Origin of the sequence: Kangiella koreensis DSM 16069 (assembly GCF_000024085.1) — a bacterium.
In the GTDB taxonomy this organism is placed as follows: Bacteria; Pseudomonadota; Gammaproteobacteria; order Enterobacterales; family Kangiellaceae; genus Kangiella; species Kangiella koreensis.
Genome location: NC_013166.1, coordinates 1035813 through 1053645 on the forward strand (window position 1 = coordinate 1035813; position 17833 = coordinate 1053645).

Below are 17833 nucleotides of genomic sequence, written 5' to 3' on the forward strand. Positions count from 1 at the left end.
CGCAATGAACAAAAGCTCGGAACTCCCCAAATTTCAACAAATCCAATACGAATTCGCCAAAAACTTACGCAATCCAGCGAAGTATCAAGCTCCTGAAGGCATTGAAGCCAGGCGCATGAAAGTTTATCAGGACTTGTTTTATAACAATGTACAGAACTTCTGTGCGAGTAGCTTTCCAATCCTGCGTTCGCTGACGCCAGACGATAAATGGCATCGCATGGTGCGTGATTTTTTTACCGATTACCGCGCTCACTCGCCTTATTTTGCAGAGATTTCAGCCGAATTTTTAAACTATCTATCTGATCATCGCCAGCCCGAACAGGATGATTATCCGTTTATGTTGGAGCTTGCTCATTGGGAATGGCTGGAAGTAGCTCTATTAGCCAATAAAGACGATATTTTATCGATTCCCCATGATAGGAATGGTGATTTATTCGAGCAGAATATTGTGATATCGCCTTTATCGAATGCGGTCGCCTATGAATACCCGGTACATCGCATTGGCAGCGCTTATATACCCGAAGAAAAACCTGAACAACCAAGTTTTCTGATTATTTGCCGTGATCGTAAGCATAAGATTGAGTTCATGGAAACCAACCTTTTTACCTATCGCTTGTTGCAGATTTTTCAAGAGCATTTGGAACAGGAGCATCAAATTACTGGGCAACAGGCTTTGCAACAGCTGGCTGAAGAAACTCAGTTTCCCAATCCTCAACAGCTCATAGAAGGTGGCAAGCAAATGCTGGACAGTCTCTTACAGCGTGATGTTATTCTGGGCGTTAACTCATGAGCAAAGACCAACAGACCTAACAACAAGTCTGGCGCAAAACCACTGAAACCTTTATCATTGCGCCATTGAAATAGCAAAGGATTACAATAATGACGTTTTACCGATTGATATTGGTTATAGCTGTTTTAACCTTATCAGCTTGTGCAACAACCGACTCAACCAATCCAAAAGATCCCTATGAAGAGTACAATAGAGGTGTCTGGGAGTTTAACCGCGCCATTGATAAAGCTATTCTGAAGCCTACGGCTGAAGGCTATCAAGCCATTACGCCAGATCCTATAGAAAAAGGTATATCCAATTTTTTCAGTAACTTAGGTGAGATCGAAACCATTATTAATGACATCCTGCAAGCAAAATTCGGTAAGGCAGGTCGTGATACGGGTCGTTTCCTGATTAATAGTACTTTGGGCTTAGCTGGTTTTCTTGATCCAGCAGCTGAAATGGGTTTAGAGAAAGAAGAAGAAGACTTTGGTCAGACTCTTGCTGCCTGGGGTTTTGATTCGGGACCTTATTTAATGCTGCCTTTCATAGGACCTTCCACTGCTCGTGATGGTATTGGCTTTGCAGTAGACAAAGTCGCATTGTATAGCCCATATGATGAGATGAATGACACACAAACTGAGTGGAGTTTAAGAGCACTGGATCTGATTCAGACTCGCGCCCAGTTACTTCCGCTTGAAGAGCAATTAGAGCAAGCATTAGATGAGTATTCTTTAGTACGCGATGCTTACCTACAGCGTAGAGAATTCCTGATTTATGATGGTCGACCACCGATTGAAGATGATTGTGAGTTTGAAGAAGACTGCGAAGATTGGTAATTTACACTAAGCAGCAATAACAGGAATTTTGAATTATGCCGATGGATTTTAAAGACACTTTGGTTATAGCCATTTCGTCAACTGCCTTATTTGATCTGGCAGAAAGCCATCGCATTTACATGGAAAGTGGCGTCAACAGTTACGCCCAATATCAAATTGACCACGAAGATGAGCTGCTTAAACCTGGCGCTGCATTTGGTTTGGTTCGCAAGTTGTTAGCGCTCAATGAGGGTGCAGAAGACAAACCTCGAGTTGAAGTGATTCTACTATCGCGTAATAGCGCAGATACTGGACTTCGTGTTTTCAACTCCATCGAAAATCATAGACTGCATATAACCCGCGCGGCTTTTACATCCGGCAACAGTCCCTATCTTTATGCGGAAGCTTTTGGTGCTCATTTATTTTTATCCACCAACCCTGTAGACGTGACCCAAGCCATAGAGGCGGGTATTGCTGCAGCAACTATTGTGGCGCCCACTCAAGCGGGCAATGAAAGCGACATCATCAAATTTGCATTTGATGGGGATGCCGTTTTGTTTTCGGACGAATCCGAGCAGATTTTTCAAAGTGGTGGATTGGAAGAGTTTACCAAGCACGAAAAAGCGTCTGCTCAGAAACCTCTCGAAGGCGGTCCATTCAAGAACTTTCTTGCCGCGCTGCATAAGCTGCAAAAAGAATTTGGTACTGAAGACTGCCCCATTCGCACGGCATTGGTGACAGCTCGCTCAGCTCCCGCACATGAGCGCGTGATTCGTACGCTTCGCTACTGGGATATTCGTATTGATGAAGCCTTATTTCTCGGTGGAATGGATAAAACCAAGTTCCTTAAAGCCTTTGGTGCTGATGTGTTCTTCGATGACCAGGAAGGTCACATAGAACGTGCCCGAGAGCATATTGCCAGTGGACATGTACCCAATGGCGTCATAAACAAAAAATAGCTTCTTAAATTTCGTTACACCTCCTTCCTTGATATTTAACCCTGATTCGGGCATCTTGCTGATAACTTCTAGAATTACCAGAAAGGTATCAGTGTGAATATCAGTGTGAATATCGGTGTGAATATCAGTTTCAAATACTTCATCTCAGCACTTCTATTTCTAACCTGTTTCTCATCAATAGCAGAGACTCTTGATGCACCAGAACGTAGCGAGGGCGAAGGTCCATATAATCGCTTGATCTTGCGTGGCGGGATCATCATCAATGGTGAGGGCGCACCGCCAACAGGCCCTGTGGATATTATTATTGAAGGTAATACCATCAAAAGTATTCGCTCGGTAGGAGCTCCCGGTGTTGCGATTGATGAATCGAAACGACCCAAAGTAGGACCAAATGACAAGGTCCTGGATATCACTGGTCATTATGTCTTGCCTGGTTTTGTTGATATGCATGCCCACATTGCCGGTAGCGTTGATGGGTTGCCTGCAGAATATCCCTTTAAACTTTGGTTAGCTCACGGCATTACAACGATACGCGAACCGGGTAGCTTTAATGGTCTTGATTGGACGCTAACACATCAAAAGCTTAGTCAGCAGAATAAGATTACCGCACCTCGAATCGTCCCTTACATTGGCTTTGGCATGGGTTGGGATAAAGAAATAACGACACCTAAGGAAGCTCGCAAGTGGGTACGCCATGTTGCAAGCGAGGGTGCCGCCGGCATCAAGTTTTTTGGCTTGCCGAAAGACATGATGGCAGCAGCAATGGATGAAGCAGCTAAGCAAGGCTTAGGTACTATGATGCATCATGCACAACTCAACGTGTATGGCACTAACGCACTGGATTCTGCTCGTATGGGCTTAACCTCGATGGAGCATTGGTATGGCTTGCCGGAAGCTTTATTCACGGATAAAACGATTCAAGATTACCCATTAGATTACAACTACAACGATGAATCACACCGATTCACCGAAGCTGGTCGTTTATGGCAACAAGCTGCCGAAAAGGGAAGTGAGCGCTGGAATGCTGTTCGTGATGAGTTGATTGAGCTGGATTTTACTATCGATCCAACCCTGACCATCTATGAAGCTAGCCGTGATGTGATGCGAGAGCGCGAAGCAGAATGGCATGATGAATATACCCATCCGAAGCTACTCGGGTTTTTCGAACCTAACCGTCATTCGCACGGTTCCTATTTTTTCGATTGGACTACACAAAACGAAATCGACTGGAAGGAAAACTATCGTATCTGGATGAGCTTTCTGAATGATTATAAAAATCATGGCGGTCGTGTAACCACCGGCTCTGACACTGGCTATATCTACAAAATTTTTGGTTTTGGTCTGATTCGCGAATTTGAGTTGTTGCAAGAAGCTGGATTTCATCCGCTTGAGGTGATCCAATCTGCAACAATGAATGGTGCAGAAGCTTTGGGTATGGAAGACAAGGTTGGTTCATTGCGTCCAGGAAAATTAGCGGACCTGGTGATTGTGGATGAAAACCCAATAGCAAACTTTAAAGTACTTTATGGCACAGGCCATTACCGCTTAGGGCTTGATAATGTTCCGCAGCGAGTTGGTGGAGTGAAGTACACCATTAAAGACGGTATCGTTTTTGATGCTCGCCAGTTAAGAGAAGATGTTAAGGCTATCGTTGAGAAAGCAAAACAGACGAAGTGATTTTAATCTATTAAAAGCCTCTGCGTGATGCGGAGGCTTTTTTTATTTCAAAATTTGATGTAACGCTTGTTCCAGTTCTGGAAATTCAAAGTTAAAGCCTGATTCTTCCAGTTTGTGAGGCACGACTCTTTGCCCGGTTAATAGAATATGAGCCATTTCTCCCATAACAACTTTTAGAGCAAAACCTGGAACCGTCATGAAAGTAGGTCGGCCTAACACTTTGCCTAGTGTTTTGGTCAGGGTTTCGTTAGTAACAGGATTCGGTGCCGTTAAGTTGATGGAGCCTGACAAACTATTGTTGTCTATTATGTGCTTAATTGCTCGAACATGGTCAAGAATGTGGATCCAGGAAAAGTATTGATTACCAGAGCCCAGTTTGCCACCAAGACCAAATTTAAAGGGCAGTAGCATCTGTGAAAGGGCTCCCTGGTTGCCAAGTACGACGCCTGTACGAATGCAACATACACGAAGACCAAGACTCTCAGCTCGATAGGCTGTATCTTCCCATTTTGAGCATAGTCGAACCTGAAATTCTGAAGCGTTACCCGAGGTTGAGTTTTCATCCAGCGTTTCATTGCCGCGAGGGCCATAATAACCGATGGCAGAACCGCTTATTAGAGTATGTGGTTTGCGTTCTTGATGGGTCATCCAATCAATCAGATTCTCCGTTAAATCAAGTCGGCTGTTAACAATTTCCTGTTTATACTTATCGGTCCAGCGCTTGGCTGATAAGTTCGCCCCCGCCAAGTTAATCACAATATCCGCGTGCTTAACTTCACTGAGATTTTCTATCAGCTTCACATGCTTATAATAGAAATCATCCTCATATTTAGTCGGTGTTCGACTAAGCACCACAATATTGTAATTATCTTTTTGTAGCAGCGGTATTAAATTCCGGCCAATAAACCCGGTACCACCTGTAACTAAAATGGTTTCCATAAGATCCCTCAATTGCCATTAAGTCATAGAGTCAGTATAGCAAGCTAATTGTGCAAGTGAAGTGAAGGAGTTAGTGATTTGGGTTCGTTTGGGGAGGGTTGTAAATGGAATGGGTTAGAGACAACTCGTGAATTATCTCTAACCCCTTAATGCATAATGAAAGGCTAACACTCAATAATATGAACGGCCAAACCACCACGCGCTGTTTCTTTGTATTTATCACGCATATCCATACCGGTGTCCCACATGGTTTTAATGACTTTATCGAGAGATACTTTGTGTTCACCATCGCCGCGCAGAGCAAGGCGGGCAGCGTTAATGGCTTTGATGGAACCCATTGCATTACGCTCTATGCAGGGGACTTGAACCAGGCCACCAACCGGATCGCAGGTTAATCCAAGGTTATGTTCCATGCCAATTTCAGCGGCATTTTCAACCTGTAATGGACTGCCGCCCATAACTTCAGTTAATGCACCGGCAGCCATTGAGCAGGCCACGCCAACTTCGCCCTGACAACCAACTTCAGCGCCAGAAATCGAAGCATTCAATTTATATAAAATACCAATCGCACCAGCGGTTAATAAAAAGCGGATAACGGCTTTTTCATCAGCATTTTGATGGAAGCGCATAAAGTAGAATAGAACTGCAGGAATGATACCCGCTGCACCATTAGTTGGCGCTGTTACCACCTGGCCACCTGCTGCATTTTCTTCATTCACAGCAAGCGCATACAGATCAACCCAGTCCATGGCACGTAACACATCATTTTCATTCGAGTCAGATTTTAGTTTTCTGTAAATGCCCGGAGCGCGACGCTTAACTTTTAAGCCGCCAGGTAAAATGCCTTCACGGTTACAGCCACGCTTGATGCAGTCTTCCATTACTCGCCAGATTTCAAGTAACTTAGCTTTGACTTCTTCTTCGCTACGCCAAGACTTTTCGTTTTCCAGCATTAAAGTAGAAATGCAAATCCCTTCATCTTTACAGATTTGCAAAAGCTCAGCTGCACTGGTGAATGGGTATTTAACTTTGGTGTCATCTTCCATGATTGGTGTATCAGCGTCGATATCTTCGTTGACTACAAAGCCACCACCAACTGAGTAATAGGTTTTCTTTGCAATCTCATTACCGTCTTTATCGAAGGCTAAGAAAATCATACCATTGGAGTGGCGTGGTAATGATTTCCGACGATGCATAACCAAGTCTTTATCTTCGTTAAATTTTATGTCGGTATCACCGTTAAGTTTAATCTTTTTTTCGCCACGAATAGTTTCCAGGCGGGCAGGAATAATATCAGGGTCAACTTCTTCTGGCAGATGCCCTTCAAGACCAATCATAACCGCTTTATCAGAACCGTGACCTTTACCCGTTGCGCCGAGCGAGCCATAGAGTTCGGCTTTGACTCGAGCAACCGAATCTAACAGATTTTTGTCAGTCAAAAACTCAATAAAACGATGTGCTGCTCGCATCGGTCCTACGGTATGAGAACTCGAGGGGCCGATACCAATACTGAACATGTCAAAAACGCTAATTGCCAAGGTAAAACCTCAAAGATTTAATCAAAGTTAATACCCCCGATTGTACTCGCTATAACTAGCAGTTGCTATGGCTAGCTAATCAGACCAGCTACGGTAATGAACGAAAGTTTATAAGCGGTATTTATTGTTAAAAAATAACTGAAATTAGAAAGTGCGAATAAGTTTTGAAAACTCAACTATGATATTGGCGGTTGCGCCCCAGATATTGCGCTCCTGATAGGGAATCGAATAAACCGAATAGCGCTTGCCTCTATAGTCTCGGTAGGAGTGGTTTTGGTTGTCTGGATTTAACACAAAATCAAGCGGCACTTCGAATGCGTCGGCGACTTCATCTTCACACAGGCGCATTTCATAATGCTGCTGAATATGGGCCACGACAGGTTGAATCATAAAGCCGGAAATAGTTGGTTGTAGCGGAAGTTTGCCCAACACATTGATCAGTTGATCAGGAATACCGACTTCTTCATGAGTTTCGCGTAAAGCTGTATGGATCAGATCTTTATCGGTTCTATCCATGCGTCCACCGGGAAAACTGATTTGACCAGCGTGGTGGCGCAGATGATCAGTTCGCTGCGTCAGCAAAAGCTGCAGGCCTTGTTCGCGTTCCACCACTGGTACCAGAACCGCGCTTGGTCTGAGTGTGGTCTCCTTTGGTGTGATCTGGTTAGCACGCGCCAGAGCTTTTTCAATTTCAATCAGTTTAATCATCTTTAAGAACGGGTAAAATCTTACTCAGTTTATGCAACGTTTCCTGATATTCATTATCCGCCTCGGAATCTGCGACTAAGCCGCCGCCGCCCCATGCGTAAATCGTATCATTTTCAGTCACTAACGTGCGGATAGCGATGTTCGAATCCAACATGCCTCTAAAGTCATAATACAACACTGAGCCACAATAGATACTCCGTCGATGCGGTTCCAGCTCTTCGATGATTTGCATGGAACGAACTTTAGGCGCGCCAGTAATGGAGCCGCCAGGGAAACAATACTTCAATAATTCAATGGCATCTTTGTCTGGCGCCAGATCGGCTTCTATGGTGCTGACCAGATGGTGAACCGAAGTAAATGTTTGCAGCTCGAACAACTTGGTAACTTTGACGGAACCAATTGCTGCACTTCGTCCGATATCATTGCGTAGCAAATCAACAATCATCAAATTTTCAGCACGATCTTTAACGCTGTTCTGTAGCTCATCCGATAGACGTTCATCCTCAATCGGATCTTTTGAGCGGGGACGGGTGCCCTTTATCGGTTGCGTCACAACATGACTTTTGTGTTTTTGCTTCTTAACTTCAATAAAACGCTCTGGCGAAACGGAAAGAATCTGTTGTTGTTCGAGGTTCATATAAGCTGAGAAGGGCGCCTGATTGTGTTCGGCCAGTTTCAGATAGGCATTCCAGGGATGGCCTTGATAAGGCGCCTTGAAGCGTTGGGCCAGATTAACCTGATAGCAATCACCAGCATGAATATAATCATGCACTTTTTGGAATTTATCAGTGTAGCTTTGCTGGCTCATGTTAGATTGCCAGTTGTCTGCTAATTGAAAGTTTTCGAAACTCTTGTTTTCTGCCTGCTCGAAATAGCCTTCGAACTCACGAATAATATCTTCCCAATAGGTTTCGCAGTAATCGGAAAACTTTAGCAGGTAGCATTTTTGCTGTTGGTGGTCGCTGATAAAGCCCCACTCATACAAACCAAAAGCCATTTCCGGCAATTGAATATCTTTTTCAGCAATGCTTGGAATTTTTTCAACGTAGCGACCGAGGTCATAGCTGCAATAACCAGCAATACCACCGTGAAAGGGCAGACGCGATAATTGTTTGGGCAGTGGTAAATAGTCCTCAAGACCTGCCTGATAAAACTGACGTAAATCTTCGAAAGGCGTGTGGTTGAGCTTTAGATCAAGGCCGGTAACCTCAGTCTTCCCCTCGCTAAAGCGAATGGTTGCTCGTGGACGAGCTAAAATCAGATCAAATCTGGCTGCCTGATGGCTGGTTTTGCCGCTATCCAGCAATAAGGCCCATGGCTCGTTAGCGAACCAGGAGAAAAGGTTACGAAGGGCTGCTGGGTCTCGGTAAGGAAATTCAACAAATTGAGCTGTGTTTTGTGTGTTTTTCATGCAGATAGTTTAAAAAAGAGTCAATTTGATGGCTAAAGTCGAATAATTAGCGCCCAAAATTTGGGAAACGCCATTGCCAGCCTGTATAATGTTCTGCCGATTTTAGAGGTTTGTTTGCTTCTTGTATAGCGAAGCACAAATTTACTCATTCTGAGCCGTCCACGGGAGAGACTTAATGGCTGCCATTAAAGCAGAAGACTTTATTGCAAGTGTTGCTGATGCCTTTCAATATATTTCCTACTACCACCCTAAAGATTTTATCCAGGCGCTGACCGCAGCCTACGAAAAAGAAGAAAGCCCTGCGGCCAAAGATGCCATGAAACAGATCCTGGTTAATTCTCGTATGTCCGCGATGGGTCATCGTCCGGTGTGCCAGGATACGGGTATTGCCTGTGCTTTCGTCAAAATTGGGATGGATGCGCGCTTTGAAGGCGGCATGACCATTCAGGAGATGGTAGATGAAGGTGTTCGTCGTGCCTATTTAAATCCTGACAATCCTCTGCGCGCTTCGGTATTAATGGACCCAGCGGGCAAGCGTCTTAATTCAAAAGACAACACACCAGCTGTGGTGCACGTTGAAATGGTTAAAGGCGACAAGGTTGAAGTGACCTGTGCAGCGAAAGGCGGTGGTTCTGAGAACAAATCCAAATTTGTGATGCTTAACCCAAGTGACTCGATTGTTGACTGGGTGGTAGAGACAGTGCCGAAGATGGGCGCTGGTTGGTGTCCGCCGGGAATGCTCGGTATTGGTGTTGGTGGTACCGCTGAAAAAGCCATGGTATTGGCCAAAGAATCCTTGATGGACCCAATCGATATGCAGGAGCTGCTAAAACGCGGTCCAAGTAATCGTGTTGAAGAGTTGCGTATCGAGATTTACGAAGCGGTCAACAAGCTGGGTATTGGCGCACAAGGCTTGGGCGGTGTTACGACTGTCCTAGACGTCAAAATCAAAGACTGGCCAACTCACGCAGCCTCAAAGCCCGTTGCCATGATTCCGAACTGTGCCGCAACGCGTCATATTCATTTCACATTAGACGGTACCGGGCCTGCTATTCTTACTCCACCATCGATTGAAGATTGGCCGGATATGGAATACGAAGCCGCCGCAGATGCTAAACGTGTAGACATGAACAATATCACGCAGGAAGAAGTCAGTAGCTGGAAGCCTGGAGACGTCTTATTACTGAATGGTAAAATTCTCACCGGCCGTGATGCTGCGCATAAAAAGATTAAAGATTTACTCGATTCAGGCGAAGGCTTGCCAGAAGGGCTCGACTTCACCAATCGCTTCATCTACTACGTTGGCCCGGTTGATGCAGTCGGTGATGAAGCAGTAGGCCCAGCAGGCCCAACAACCGCAACCCGCATGGATAAATTCACCGACATGATGCTTGATAAAACAGGTCTACTTGGCATGATTGGCAAAGCAGAACGCGGTGATGAAGCTATTGAAGCCATCAAAAAGCACAAGTCAGTGTATTTGATGGCCGTCGGCGGCGCAGCTTACCTGGTCTCGAAAGCAATCAAACATTCAGAAGTCGTTGCCTTCCCAGAACTGGGAATGGAAGCGGTTTATGAATTCGACGTCAAAGATATGCCAGTGACGGTGGCTGTGGATTCTGAAGGCGAATCAGTGCATAAAACTGGACCGGCGGTGTGGAAGGTTAAGTTGGCAGGCTAACGGGTTTGGCTACTGCGCTTGAAAACACTGCGTTAGAAATAAAATTAAGAATGTAGGGTGCGTCGTGACGCACCGAAAAGTACGAATAAGTAGGTTGGCGATGAGCGTAGCGAATCCCAACAAAGCTCAGAAAGAAAGTACGGTGTTTGTTGAAGCACCACAAGAAACAATAAGGTTTATATTATGAGTGCAGGTTTAAAATTTCGTAAAGCGGTCGAAGAAAACCATCCGCTACAATTAATGGGAACCATCACAGCCTATACCGCGCGTATGGCTGAAAAAATTGGTCATAAAGCCATCTACCTTTCAGGTGGTGGCGTTGCAGCCAATTCATTAGGTATGCCAGACCTTGGTATCTCAACTGCTGAAGATTTGTTGGTTGATATTCGTCGTATCACTGACGTCTGTTCATTGCCATTAATGGTAGACATCGATACAGGTTTCGGTGGTGCATTCAATATTGCTCGCACAACTCGCGCTCTAATCAAAGCAGGCGCTGCCGGTTTCCACATGGAAGATCAGGTAGCAACTAAACGTTGTGGTCATCGTCCTAATAAAGAAGTTGTCAGCCTGCAGGAAATGGTCGACCGCGTTAAGTCAGCAGTCGATGCTCGTACCGATGAAAACTTTGTTATTATGGCGCGTACCGATGCGTTAGCCGTTGAAGGTATGCAGTCTGCCATTGACCGCGCTAATGCTTGTATCGAAGCGGGTGCCGATATGATTTTCCCAGAGGCGATGCGTTCACTGGAAGATTATGCCACTTTCCGCAAACACGTGAAGGCTCCGTTCCTGGCAAATATTACCGAATTCGGCGCCACACCTTTATTCTCATGTGAAGAGTTAGGTGAAGTCGGCGTTGATATTGTTTTATATTGTTGTGGTGCCTACCGTGCCATGAACAAAGGCGCCGAAACATACTATAAAGATGTATTGGCGAAAGGACATCAGCGCGACGTGATTGATATCATGCAAACACGCGAAGAATTATACGACTATCTTGGCTACCACGAATACGAGCAAAAGCTCGACGAATTATTCGCGCAAGAAAAAGCCAAAAAGAAATAAAATAGACTAGGAGTTAAACCATGTCAGATTTACCAAAACCAAAAAAATCCGTAGCACTGTCAGGCGTAGCGGCAGGAAATACTGCGCTGTGTACAGTAGGCCGCACCGGTAATGATTTACATTACCGTGGCTATGACATTTTAGACTTGGCAGAAAACTGCGAGTTTGAAGAAGTTGCCCATTTATTAGTTCATGGCAAGTTACCCAACAAAGCTGAGTTAGCCAATTACAAACGTAAATTAAAAGCACTTCGTGGTTTGCCAGCACTACTTCAAGATGCACTGGAACTCATTCCAGCTAGCGCTCACCCAATGGATGTTTTGCGCACCGGTTGTTCGATGCTCGGCACCGTATTGCCAGAGCGCGAAAGCCAGCCGATGAACGAAGCGAAAGACATTGCTGATCGTTTGTTAGCGTCTTTCCCATCCATGTTGTTGTACTGGTATCACTTTTCGCATAACGGTGTAGCCATTGATCTGGAAACTGATGAAGAGTCAATTGCCGGTCATTTCCTACACTTGTTGCATGGCGAGCCATGTCCGGATTCATGGGTTCGTGCCATGCAGATCTCATTGAATCTTTATGCAGAACACGAGTTCAACGCATCAACCTTCACCAGCCGCGTCATTACAGGTACCGGTTCAGACATGTACTCAGCGATTTGTGGCGGTATCGGCGCATTGCGTGGTCCGAAACACGGTGGTGCTAACGAAGTGGCGCTTGACATTCAAATGCGTTACGACAACGCAGACCAAGCCGAAGCAGATATCAAAGAACGCATTTCTCGCAAAGAAATCGTCATTGGTTTCGGTCACCCTGTTTATACCGTTTCTGATCCGCGCAACGAAGTGATCAAGAAAGTCGCTAAAGAATTGTCGGAAGAGCAGGGCGACATGAAATTGTATGACGTTGCCGAGCGCCTTGAGCAAGTGATGTGGGACGAAAAGAAAATGTTCCCGAATCTGGATTGGTTCTCAGCGGTTTCGTACAACAAAATGGGTATCCCAACAGCCATGTTCACACCAATTTTCGTAATCTCGCGTATAACCGGTTGGTCAGCGCACGTTATGGAACAGCGTGTTGATGGCAAGATTATTCGTCCAAGCGCGAATTATAATGGGCCAGAAAATAAGAAGTTCGTTCCAATCGACAAGCGTTAAAATATTTTTTAGCGCCAATAGCTGCGTTACGCAATCAATTTATTATCGTCGTTTACTCCGTGTAAACTTCCTCAAATAAATTAATTGCAAGCCTTGCTCTTGGTGCTAAAAATTAATTTTATAATTTAGCTATGAGTCTGCGAGCACTTAGCTTGCAGTATTATAAAATAACTAACAGGTTTGTCATCCTGAACTAGATTCAGGATCTGCTTTTCGCTTTTAAAGGAAACGTTGGGTGACGCCTTCGGCTAATTCCTAACATACAAAATTAACAGATATGTCATTCCCGCGAAGGCGGGAATCCATTTTTCTGCTTTATGGACTCCCGCCTTCGCGGGAGTGACAGCTATGATTAAGTAGTAGAGATTTCAACCAAATCCATCAAACACAATCGTGTGGAAACTTATGAACACAAATTACAGAAAGAAACTTGAAGGCACTAACTTAGATTACTTCGATACGCGTGAGGCGGTTGAAGCCATTCTACCGGGTGCCTACGATAAACTTCCTTACACCTCAAAAGTGCTTGCAGAAAATTTGGTGCGTCGCTGTGATCCTGAATCACTGACTGACTCACTGAAGCAAATCATTGAGCGTAAGCGTGATCTGGATTTTCCATGGTTTCCTGCACGCGTAGTGTGCCACGATATTCTAGGACAAACCGCGTTTGTGGATTTGGCGGGTTTACGCGATGCCATCGCGGAGAAGGGCGGTGATCCTTCGAAAGTAAATCCAGTTGTTCCAACGCAATTAATTGTCGATCACTCATTGGCGGTTGAACATGCCGGCTATGAGAAAGATGCATTCGAAAAGAACCGCGCCATTGAAGAACGCCGTAACGAAGATCGTTTCCACTTTATCAACTGGTGTAAGACTGCCTTTGAAAACGTTAACGTGGTACCGCCTGGTAACGGCATTATGCACCAGATCAATTTAGAGCGTATGTCGCCAGTGATTGAGTCGCGCAATGGTGTGGCTTTCCCGGATACTTTAGTTGGTACAGACAGCCACACACCAATGGTTGATGCCTTGGGTGTTATCGCTGTGGGTGTCGGCGGTCTCGAAGCCGAGAGCGTGATGTTAGGACGTGCCTCATACATGCGCCTACCCGACATTATTGGTGTTGAGTTAACCGGCAAGCCGCAACCCGGAATCACCAGTACCGATATCGTGCTGGCTATTACCGAATTTTTGCGTAATGAGCGCGTTGTATCTTCATACCTTGAGTTCTTCGGCGAAGGTGCTTCGCATCTGACGCTAGGCGACCGCGCAACCATTTCTAATATGACACCAGAATTTGGCGCAACCGCCGCTATGTTCTATATCGATCAACAAACCATTGATTACTTAACCTTAACCGGTCGTGATGATGAGAACGTTAAGCTGGTTGAAACCTACGCCAAGCAAACAGGCCTATGGGCAGATGGTTTAACCGGTGCCGAATATGAACGTGTGTTGACCTTTGATTTGTCTTCGGTTGGTCGCAACATTGCAGGCCCTTCGAATCCACATGCACGAGTTTCAACTGCAGACTTGGCCAGCAAAGGTATTGCGAAACATATAGAAACCGAAGAAGGCAAAATGCCTGATGGTGCCTGTATTATCGCTGCCATCACCAGCTGTACCAATACCAGTAATCCGCGCAACATGATTGCCGCTGGTTTGATCGCGCGTAACGCAAACAAACTAGGCTTAACGCGTAAGCCATGGGTTAAAACCTCATTAGCACCAGGCTCAAAAGCAGTAACCATGTATCTTGAAGAATCCAAATTGCTTCCTGAACTTGAGAATCTTGGTTTTGGTGTGGTTGGTTATGCCTGTACTTCTTGTAACGGCATGAGTGGCGCGCTTGATCCAAAAATTAAGCAAGAAATCGAAGAGCGTGATTTGTATTCGACCGCAGTATTGTCAGGTAACCGTAACTTTGATGGCCGTATTCATCCGCACGCCGATCAGGCCTTCCTCGCATCTCCGCCATTAGTCGTTGCTTATGCCATTGCCGGAACCATTCGCTTTGACATTGAAAAAGATGTTCTGGGAACTGACAAAGACGGCAACCCAGTTACATTGAAAGACATCTGGCCAACCGATGAAGAAATTGATTCAGTGATTGCCGCCAGTGTTAAACCTCAACAGTTCCGCGATGTTTACGAGCCAATGTTTAACGTGAAAGTAGACATGGGCGAGACAACCAATCCATTGTATGACTGGCGCGAAATGAGTACCTACATCCGTCGTCCTCCTTATTGGGAAGGCGCATTGGCGGGCGAGCGCACCATGAAAGATATGCGTGCTTTAGCGGTATTGGGCGATAACATCACAACCGATCACCTGTCACCGTCAAACGCAATTCAAAAATCCAGTGCAGCCGGTGCCTATCTCGACAAGATGGGGGTACCTGAAGAAGATTATAATTCTTATGCCACTCACCGAGGCGACCACCTCACCGCACAGCGCGCGACTTTCGCCAACCCGAAACTGTTGAACGAAATGGTTCGCAACGAAGATGGTTCCATCAAACAAGGTTCGCTGGCGCGTCTTGAACCAGAAGGTACAGAAATGCGCATGTGGGAAACCATAGAAACCTACATGGAACGCAAGCAGCCATTAATAATCGTCGCTGGCGCTGATTATGGCCAAGGCTCATCGCGCGACTGGGCAGCGAAAGGTGTTCGACTAGCAGGCGTTGAAGTGATTGCCGCCGAAGGCTTTGAACGAATTCACCGCACCAACTTAATCGGCATGGGCGTATTACCGCTTCAATTTGAACAAGGCACCACACGCAAAACCTTAAACATCGACGGTACAGAAACATTCGATGTTAAAGGTGATATTGCGCCAGGCGCGACCATGACCTTAGTGATTAAACGCAAAACCGGTGAAACCGTTGAAGTCCCCATGTTGTGTCGCCTGGATACTGCTGAAGAAGTGTCTATTTATGAGGCTGGTGGCGTATTGCAGCGATTCGCCCAAGATTTCCTGAGTGGCAATGCTTAAGCTCTGTCACCCCGCGGTTTAAAAATGTATCGGGCGCACACACAGGTGCGCCCCTACCATGTAGAGATGTAAAACCTTGAAGACGCTTTGCTCCTTCGAGGCTACGACAGAACCATTAAGCTTGTCATTCCCGCGTAGGCGGGAATCTACTATTTGCTCTGTCATCCCGTGGTGGCTTGCGTTGTCTCGGTAGTAAGACAAAACAAACAGGCATGTCATTCTGACGAAAGTCAGAATCTGCTCTTGGGAAAATAAATCGGGCGCACACATAGGTGCGCCCCTACCAAACTAATAAGATAAGGTGTCATGATGCCTAACAAGTTTCCTCCACAGATCAAAATCCCAGCCATCTACATGCGTGGTGGCACCAGTAAAGGTGTTTTCTTTAACCTGATCGACTTACCCGAAGCAGCGCAGGTTCCGGGCGAAGCACGCGACAAATTATTACTCCGCGTTGTCGGTAGTCCAGATCCATACGGCAAACATACCGATGGCATGGGTGGTGCAACATCCAGCACTAGTAAAACGGTCATTCTGTCGAAAAGCACTAAAGCTGATCACGATGTGGATTATCTATTCGGTCAGGTCTCAATCGACAAGCCATTCGTCGACTGGAGTGGCAACTGCGGAAACTTAACCGCGGCAGTTGGCTCATTCGCAATCAGCAGCGGACTGGTTGATTCAAGCCGTATTCCAGACAATGGCGTTGCGGTCGTTCGCATCTGGCAAGCCAATATCGAAAAGACGATTGTTGCTCATGTGCCAATCACCAATGGCGAAGTACAGGAAACGGGTGACTTTGAATTGGATGGCGTCACTTTCCCAGCAGCCGAAGTTAAAGTGGAATTCATGGATCCCGCTGATGGCGAAGGCTCCATGTTCCCGACGGGAAATTTAGTCGATGATTTAGAAGTACCTGGTATAGGCACCTTAAAAGCGACCATGATTAACGCCGGTATCCCAACCATCTTCCTTAACGCCAACGAAGTGAACTACAACGGTACAGAGCTACAAGAAGCGATCAATAACGATGGCAAAGCCTTACTGATGTTTGAACTCATTCGTGCCCATGGCGCAGTTAAGATGGGTTTAATCAAAGACATCGAAGAAGCCGCCAATCGTCAACACACGCCGAAAGTCGCTTTCGTTGCACCGCCAGCAGATTACGTATCTTCCAGCGGTAAGCAAATCAAAGCCAGCAACATTGACCTTAATGTTCGTGCCTTATCCATGGGTAAACTACACCACGCCATGATGGGCACCGCCGCCGTCGCCATCGCCACCGCAGCAACCATTCCAGGCACATTAGTCAATCTAGCCGCCGGCGGAGGAGATCGCCAAGGCGTCATCTTTGGACACCCATCAGGCACGCTTAAAGTTGGCGCAGAAACCCAAAAGCAAGGCAACGACTGGCTCGCCAAAAAAGTCATCATGAGCCGTAGTGCACGAGTCTTAATGGAAGGCTGGGTAAAAGTGCCAGGTGATTGTTTTTAGAAATAGAAATAGGAACAGAAACAGGGATGACATATGTCGATTGAAGAGTTAGCAGCAGTATTTGGAATAGGGATATTCCTACTGGTTTCTGTCTTTGCATTAAGACTGATGGCTAACTTTTTAAAAAAGCCAGCAAAAGCATTTAAAGAATATGCCGATGAAAGCTTAAACAACTACAAACATTGGCAACGAACGACAGGCTTCATTCAAAGCACAGAAGTTAAGACAGAGCATAGCCCTTCTAATACGATTAGTATCACATCTTACAAACCCCATATCGAATACACCTATGAGATTGATGGTAAAAGCTATCACGGCCAGCAATTGGCTCTGGTTCTGATAAACCAATCTACTCACAAAGAAGCTGAAGAGTTTCTACAGCAATATCAGGTGGGTAAGCCTGTGATAATCTACTACGATCCAGATGCACCTCATGCATCATCAATATTTATAAAGTTATCCATTCCTTTAAATAAACAAAAAAGGGGACCCTTATATTTTGATGGGGTTTTGAAGGATAAGTAATCTACAAGAAGGTCAGCCTGAAAGAAGCTATTAGGTTTTCCTTTAGGATACCTCGATTACGTTAAAGTTAATCGAGGCTACGGAACTGG

Annotated in this window: 14 protein-coding genes; 10 read left to right on the forward strand and 4 right to left on the reverse strand. The window is 45.6% G+C overall.

Annotated elements, in window-relative coordinates:
* The first annotated feature begins 4 nt into the window (after positions 1-4).
* The 4 genes from KKOR_RS04975 to KKOR_RS04990 all read left to right on the forward strand — a co-directional run bounded on the left by KKOR_RS04975 (position 5) and on the right by KKOR_RS04990 (position 4223).
* Positions 5-790, forward strand: a complete 786-nt coding sequence (locus KKOR_RS04975; RefSeq protein WP_012800923.1) for an HvfC family RiPP maturation protein — start codon at positions 5-7, stop codon at positions 788-790.
* 89 nt (positions 791-879) lie between these two features.
* A complete protein-coding gene (locus KKOR_RS04980) occupies positions 880-1608 on the forward strand; it encodes an MlaA family lipoprotein (protein WP_012800924.1) in 729 nt (242 codons plus the stop codon).
* Between the two features lie 35 nt (positions 1609-1643).
* Positions 1644-2546 (forward strand): 5'-nucleotidase, encoded by a 903-nt coding sequence (locus tag KKOR_RS04985; protein WP_012800925.1) that lies wholly within the window; start codon positions 1644-1646, stop codon positions 2544-2546.
* 93 nt (positions 2547-2639) lie between these two features.
* Complete coding sequence (locus KKOR_RS04990; RefSeq protein WP_012800926.1) at positions 2640-4223, forward strand: amidohydrolase family protein; 1584 nt, start codon at positions 2640-2642, stop codon at positions 4221-4223.
* Between the two features lie 42 nt (positions 4224-4265).
* Here the strand turns inward: KKOR_RS04990 and KKOR_RS04995 are convergent, their stop codons facing one another.
* From KKOR_RS04995 to pabB, 4 genes are all read right to left on the reverse strand, one after another.
* Entirely contained in the window at positions 4266-5162 is an 897-nt protein-coding gene (locus KKOR_RS04995) for a TIGR01777 family oxidoreductase (protein WP_012800927.1), read from the reverse strand.
* A 164-nt stretch (positions 5163-5326) separates the two neighbouring features.
* A complete protein-coding gene (locus tag KKOR_RS05000; RefSeq protein WP_012800928.1) occupies positions 5327-6700 on the reverse strand; it encodes an L-serine ammonia-lyase in 1374 nt (457 codons plus the stop codon).
* A gap of 144 nt (positions 6701-6844) precedes the next feature.
* Positions 6845-7408, reverse strand: coding sequence for a CoA pyrophosphatase (locus KKOR_RS05005; RefSeq protein WP_012800929.1), 564 nt, complete (start codon positions 7406-7408; stop codon positions 6845-6847).
* Positions 7401-8819 carry an aminodeoxychorismate synthase component I gene (gene pabB / locus KKOR_RS05010; RefSeq protein WP_012800930.1) on the reverse strand — a complete coding sequence of 473 codons (1419 nt, stop codon included), beginning with the start codon at positions 8817-8819 and terminating at the stop codon, positions 7401-7403. Before pabB ends, KKOR_RS05005 begins: the two co-directional genes overlap by 8 nt.
* 175 nt (positions 8820-8994) lie before the next feature.
* On the opposite strand from pabB, the gene KKOR_RS05015 reads away from it, so the two are divergent.
* From KKOR_RS05015 to KKOR_RS05040, 6 genes are all read left to right on the forward strand, one after another.
* Positions 8995-10500, forward strand: a complete 1506-nt coding sequence (locus KKOR_RS05015) for a fumarate hydratase (protein ID WP_012800931.1) — start codon at positions 8995-8997, stop codon at positions 10498-10500.
* A 183-nt stretch (positions 10501-10683) separates the two neighbouring features.
* Positions 10684-11568 carry a methylisocitrate lyase gene (prpB, locus tag KKOR_RS05020; protein ID WP_012800932.1) on the forward strand — a complete coding sequence of 295 codons (885 nt, stop codon included), beginning with the start codon at positions 10684-10686 and terminating at the stop codon, positions 11566-11568.
* Between the two features lie 20 nt (positions 11569-11588).
* Positions 11589-12728, forward strand: a complete 1140-nt coding sequence (prpC, locus tag KKOR_RS05025; protein ID WP_012800933.1) for a bifunctional 2-methylcitrate synthase/citrate synthase — start codon at positions 11589-11591, stop codon at positions 12726-12728.
* Positions 12729-13133: 405 nt separating this feature from the next.
* Positions 13134-15725 (forward strand): Fe/S-dependent 2-methylisocitrate dehydratase AcnD, encoded by a 2592-nt coding sequence (gene acnD / locus KKOR_RS05030; protein WP_012800934.1) that lies wholly within the window; start codon positions 13134-13136, stop codon positions 15723-15725.
* A gap of 309 nt (positions 15726-16034) precedes the next feature.
* Positions 16035-17219 (forward strand): 2-methylaconitate cis-trans isomerase PrpF, encoded by a 1185-nt coding sequence (gene prpF, locus KKOR_RS05035; RefSeq protein ID WP_012800936.1) that lies wholly within the window; start codon positions 16035-16037, stop codon positions 17217-17219.
* Positions 17220-17252: 33 nt separating this feature from the next.
* Positions 17253-17744: a DUF3592 domain-containing protein gene (locus KKOR_RS05040; protein WP_012800937.1), complete on the forward strand. Its 492-nt coding sequence runs from the start codon at positions 17253-17255 to the stop codon at positions 17742-17744.
* Positions 17745-17833: the final 89 nt, after the last annotated feature.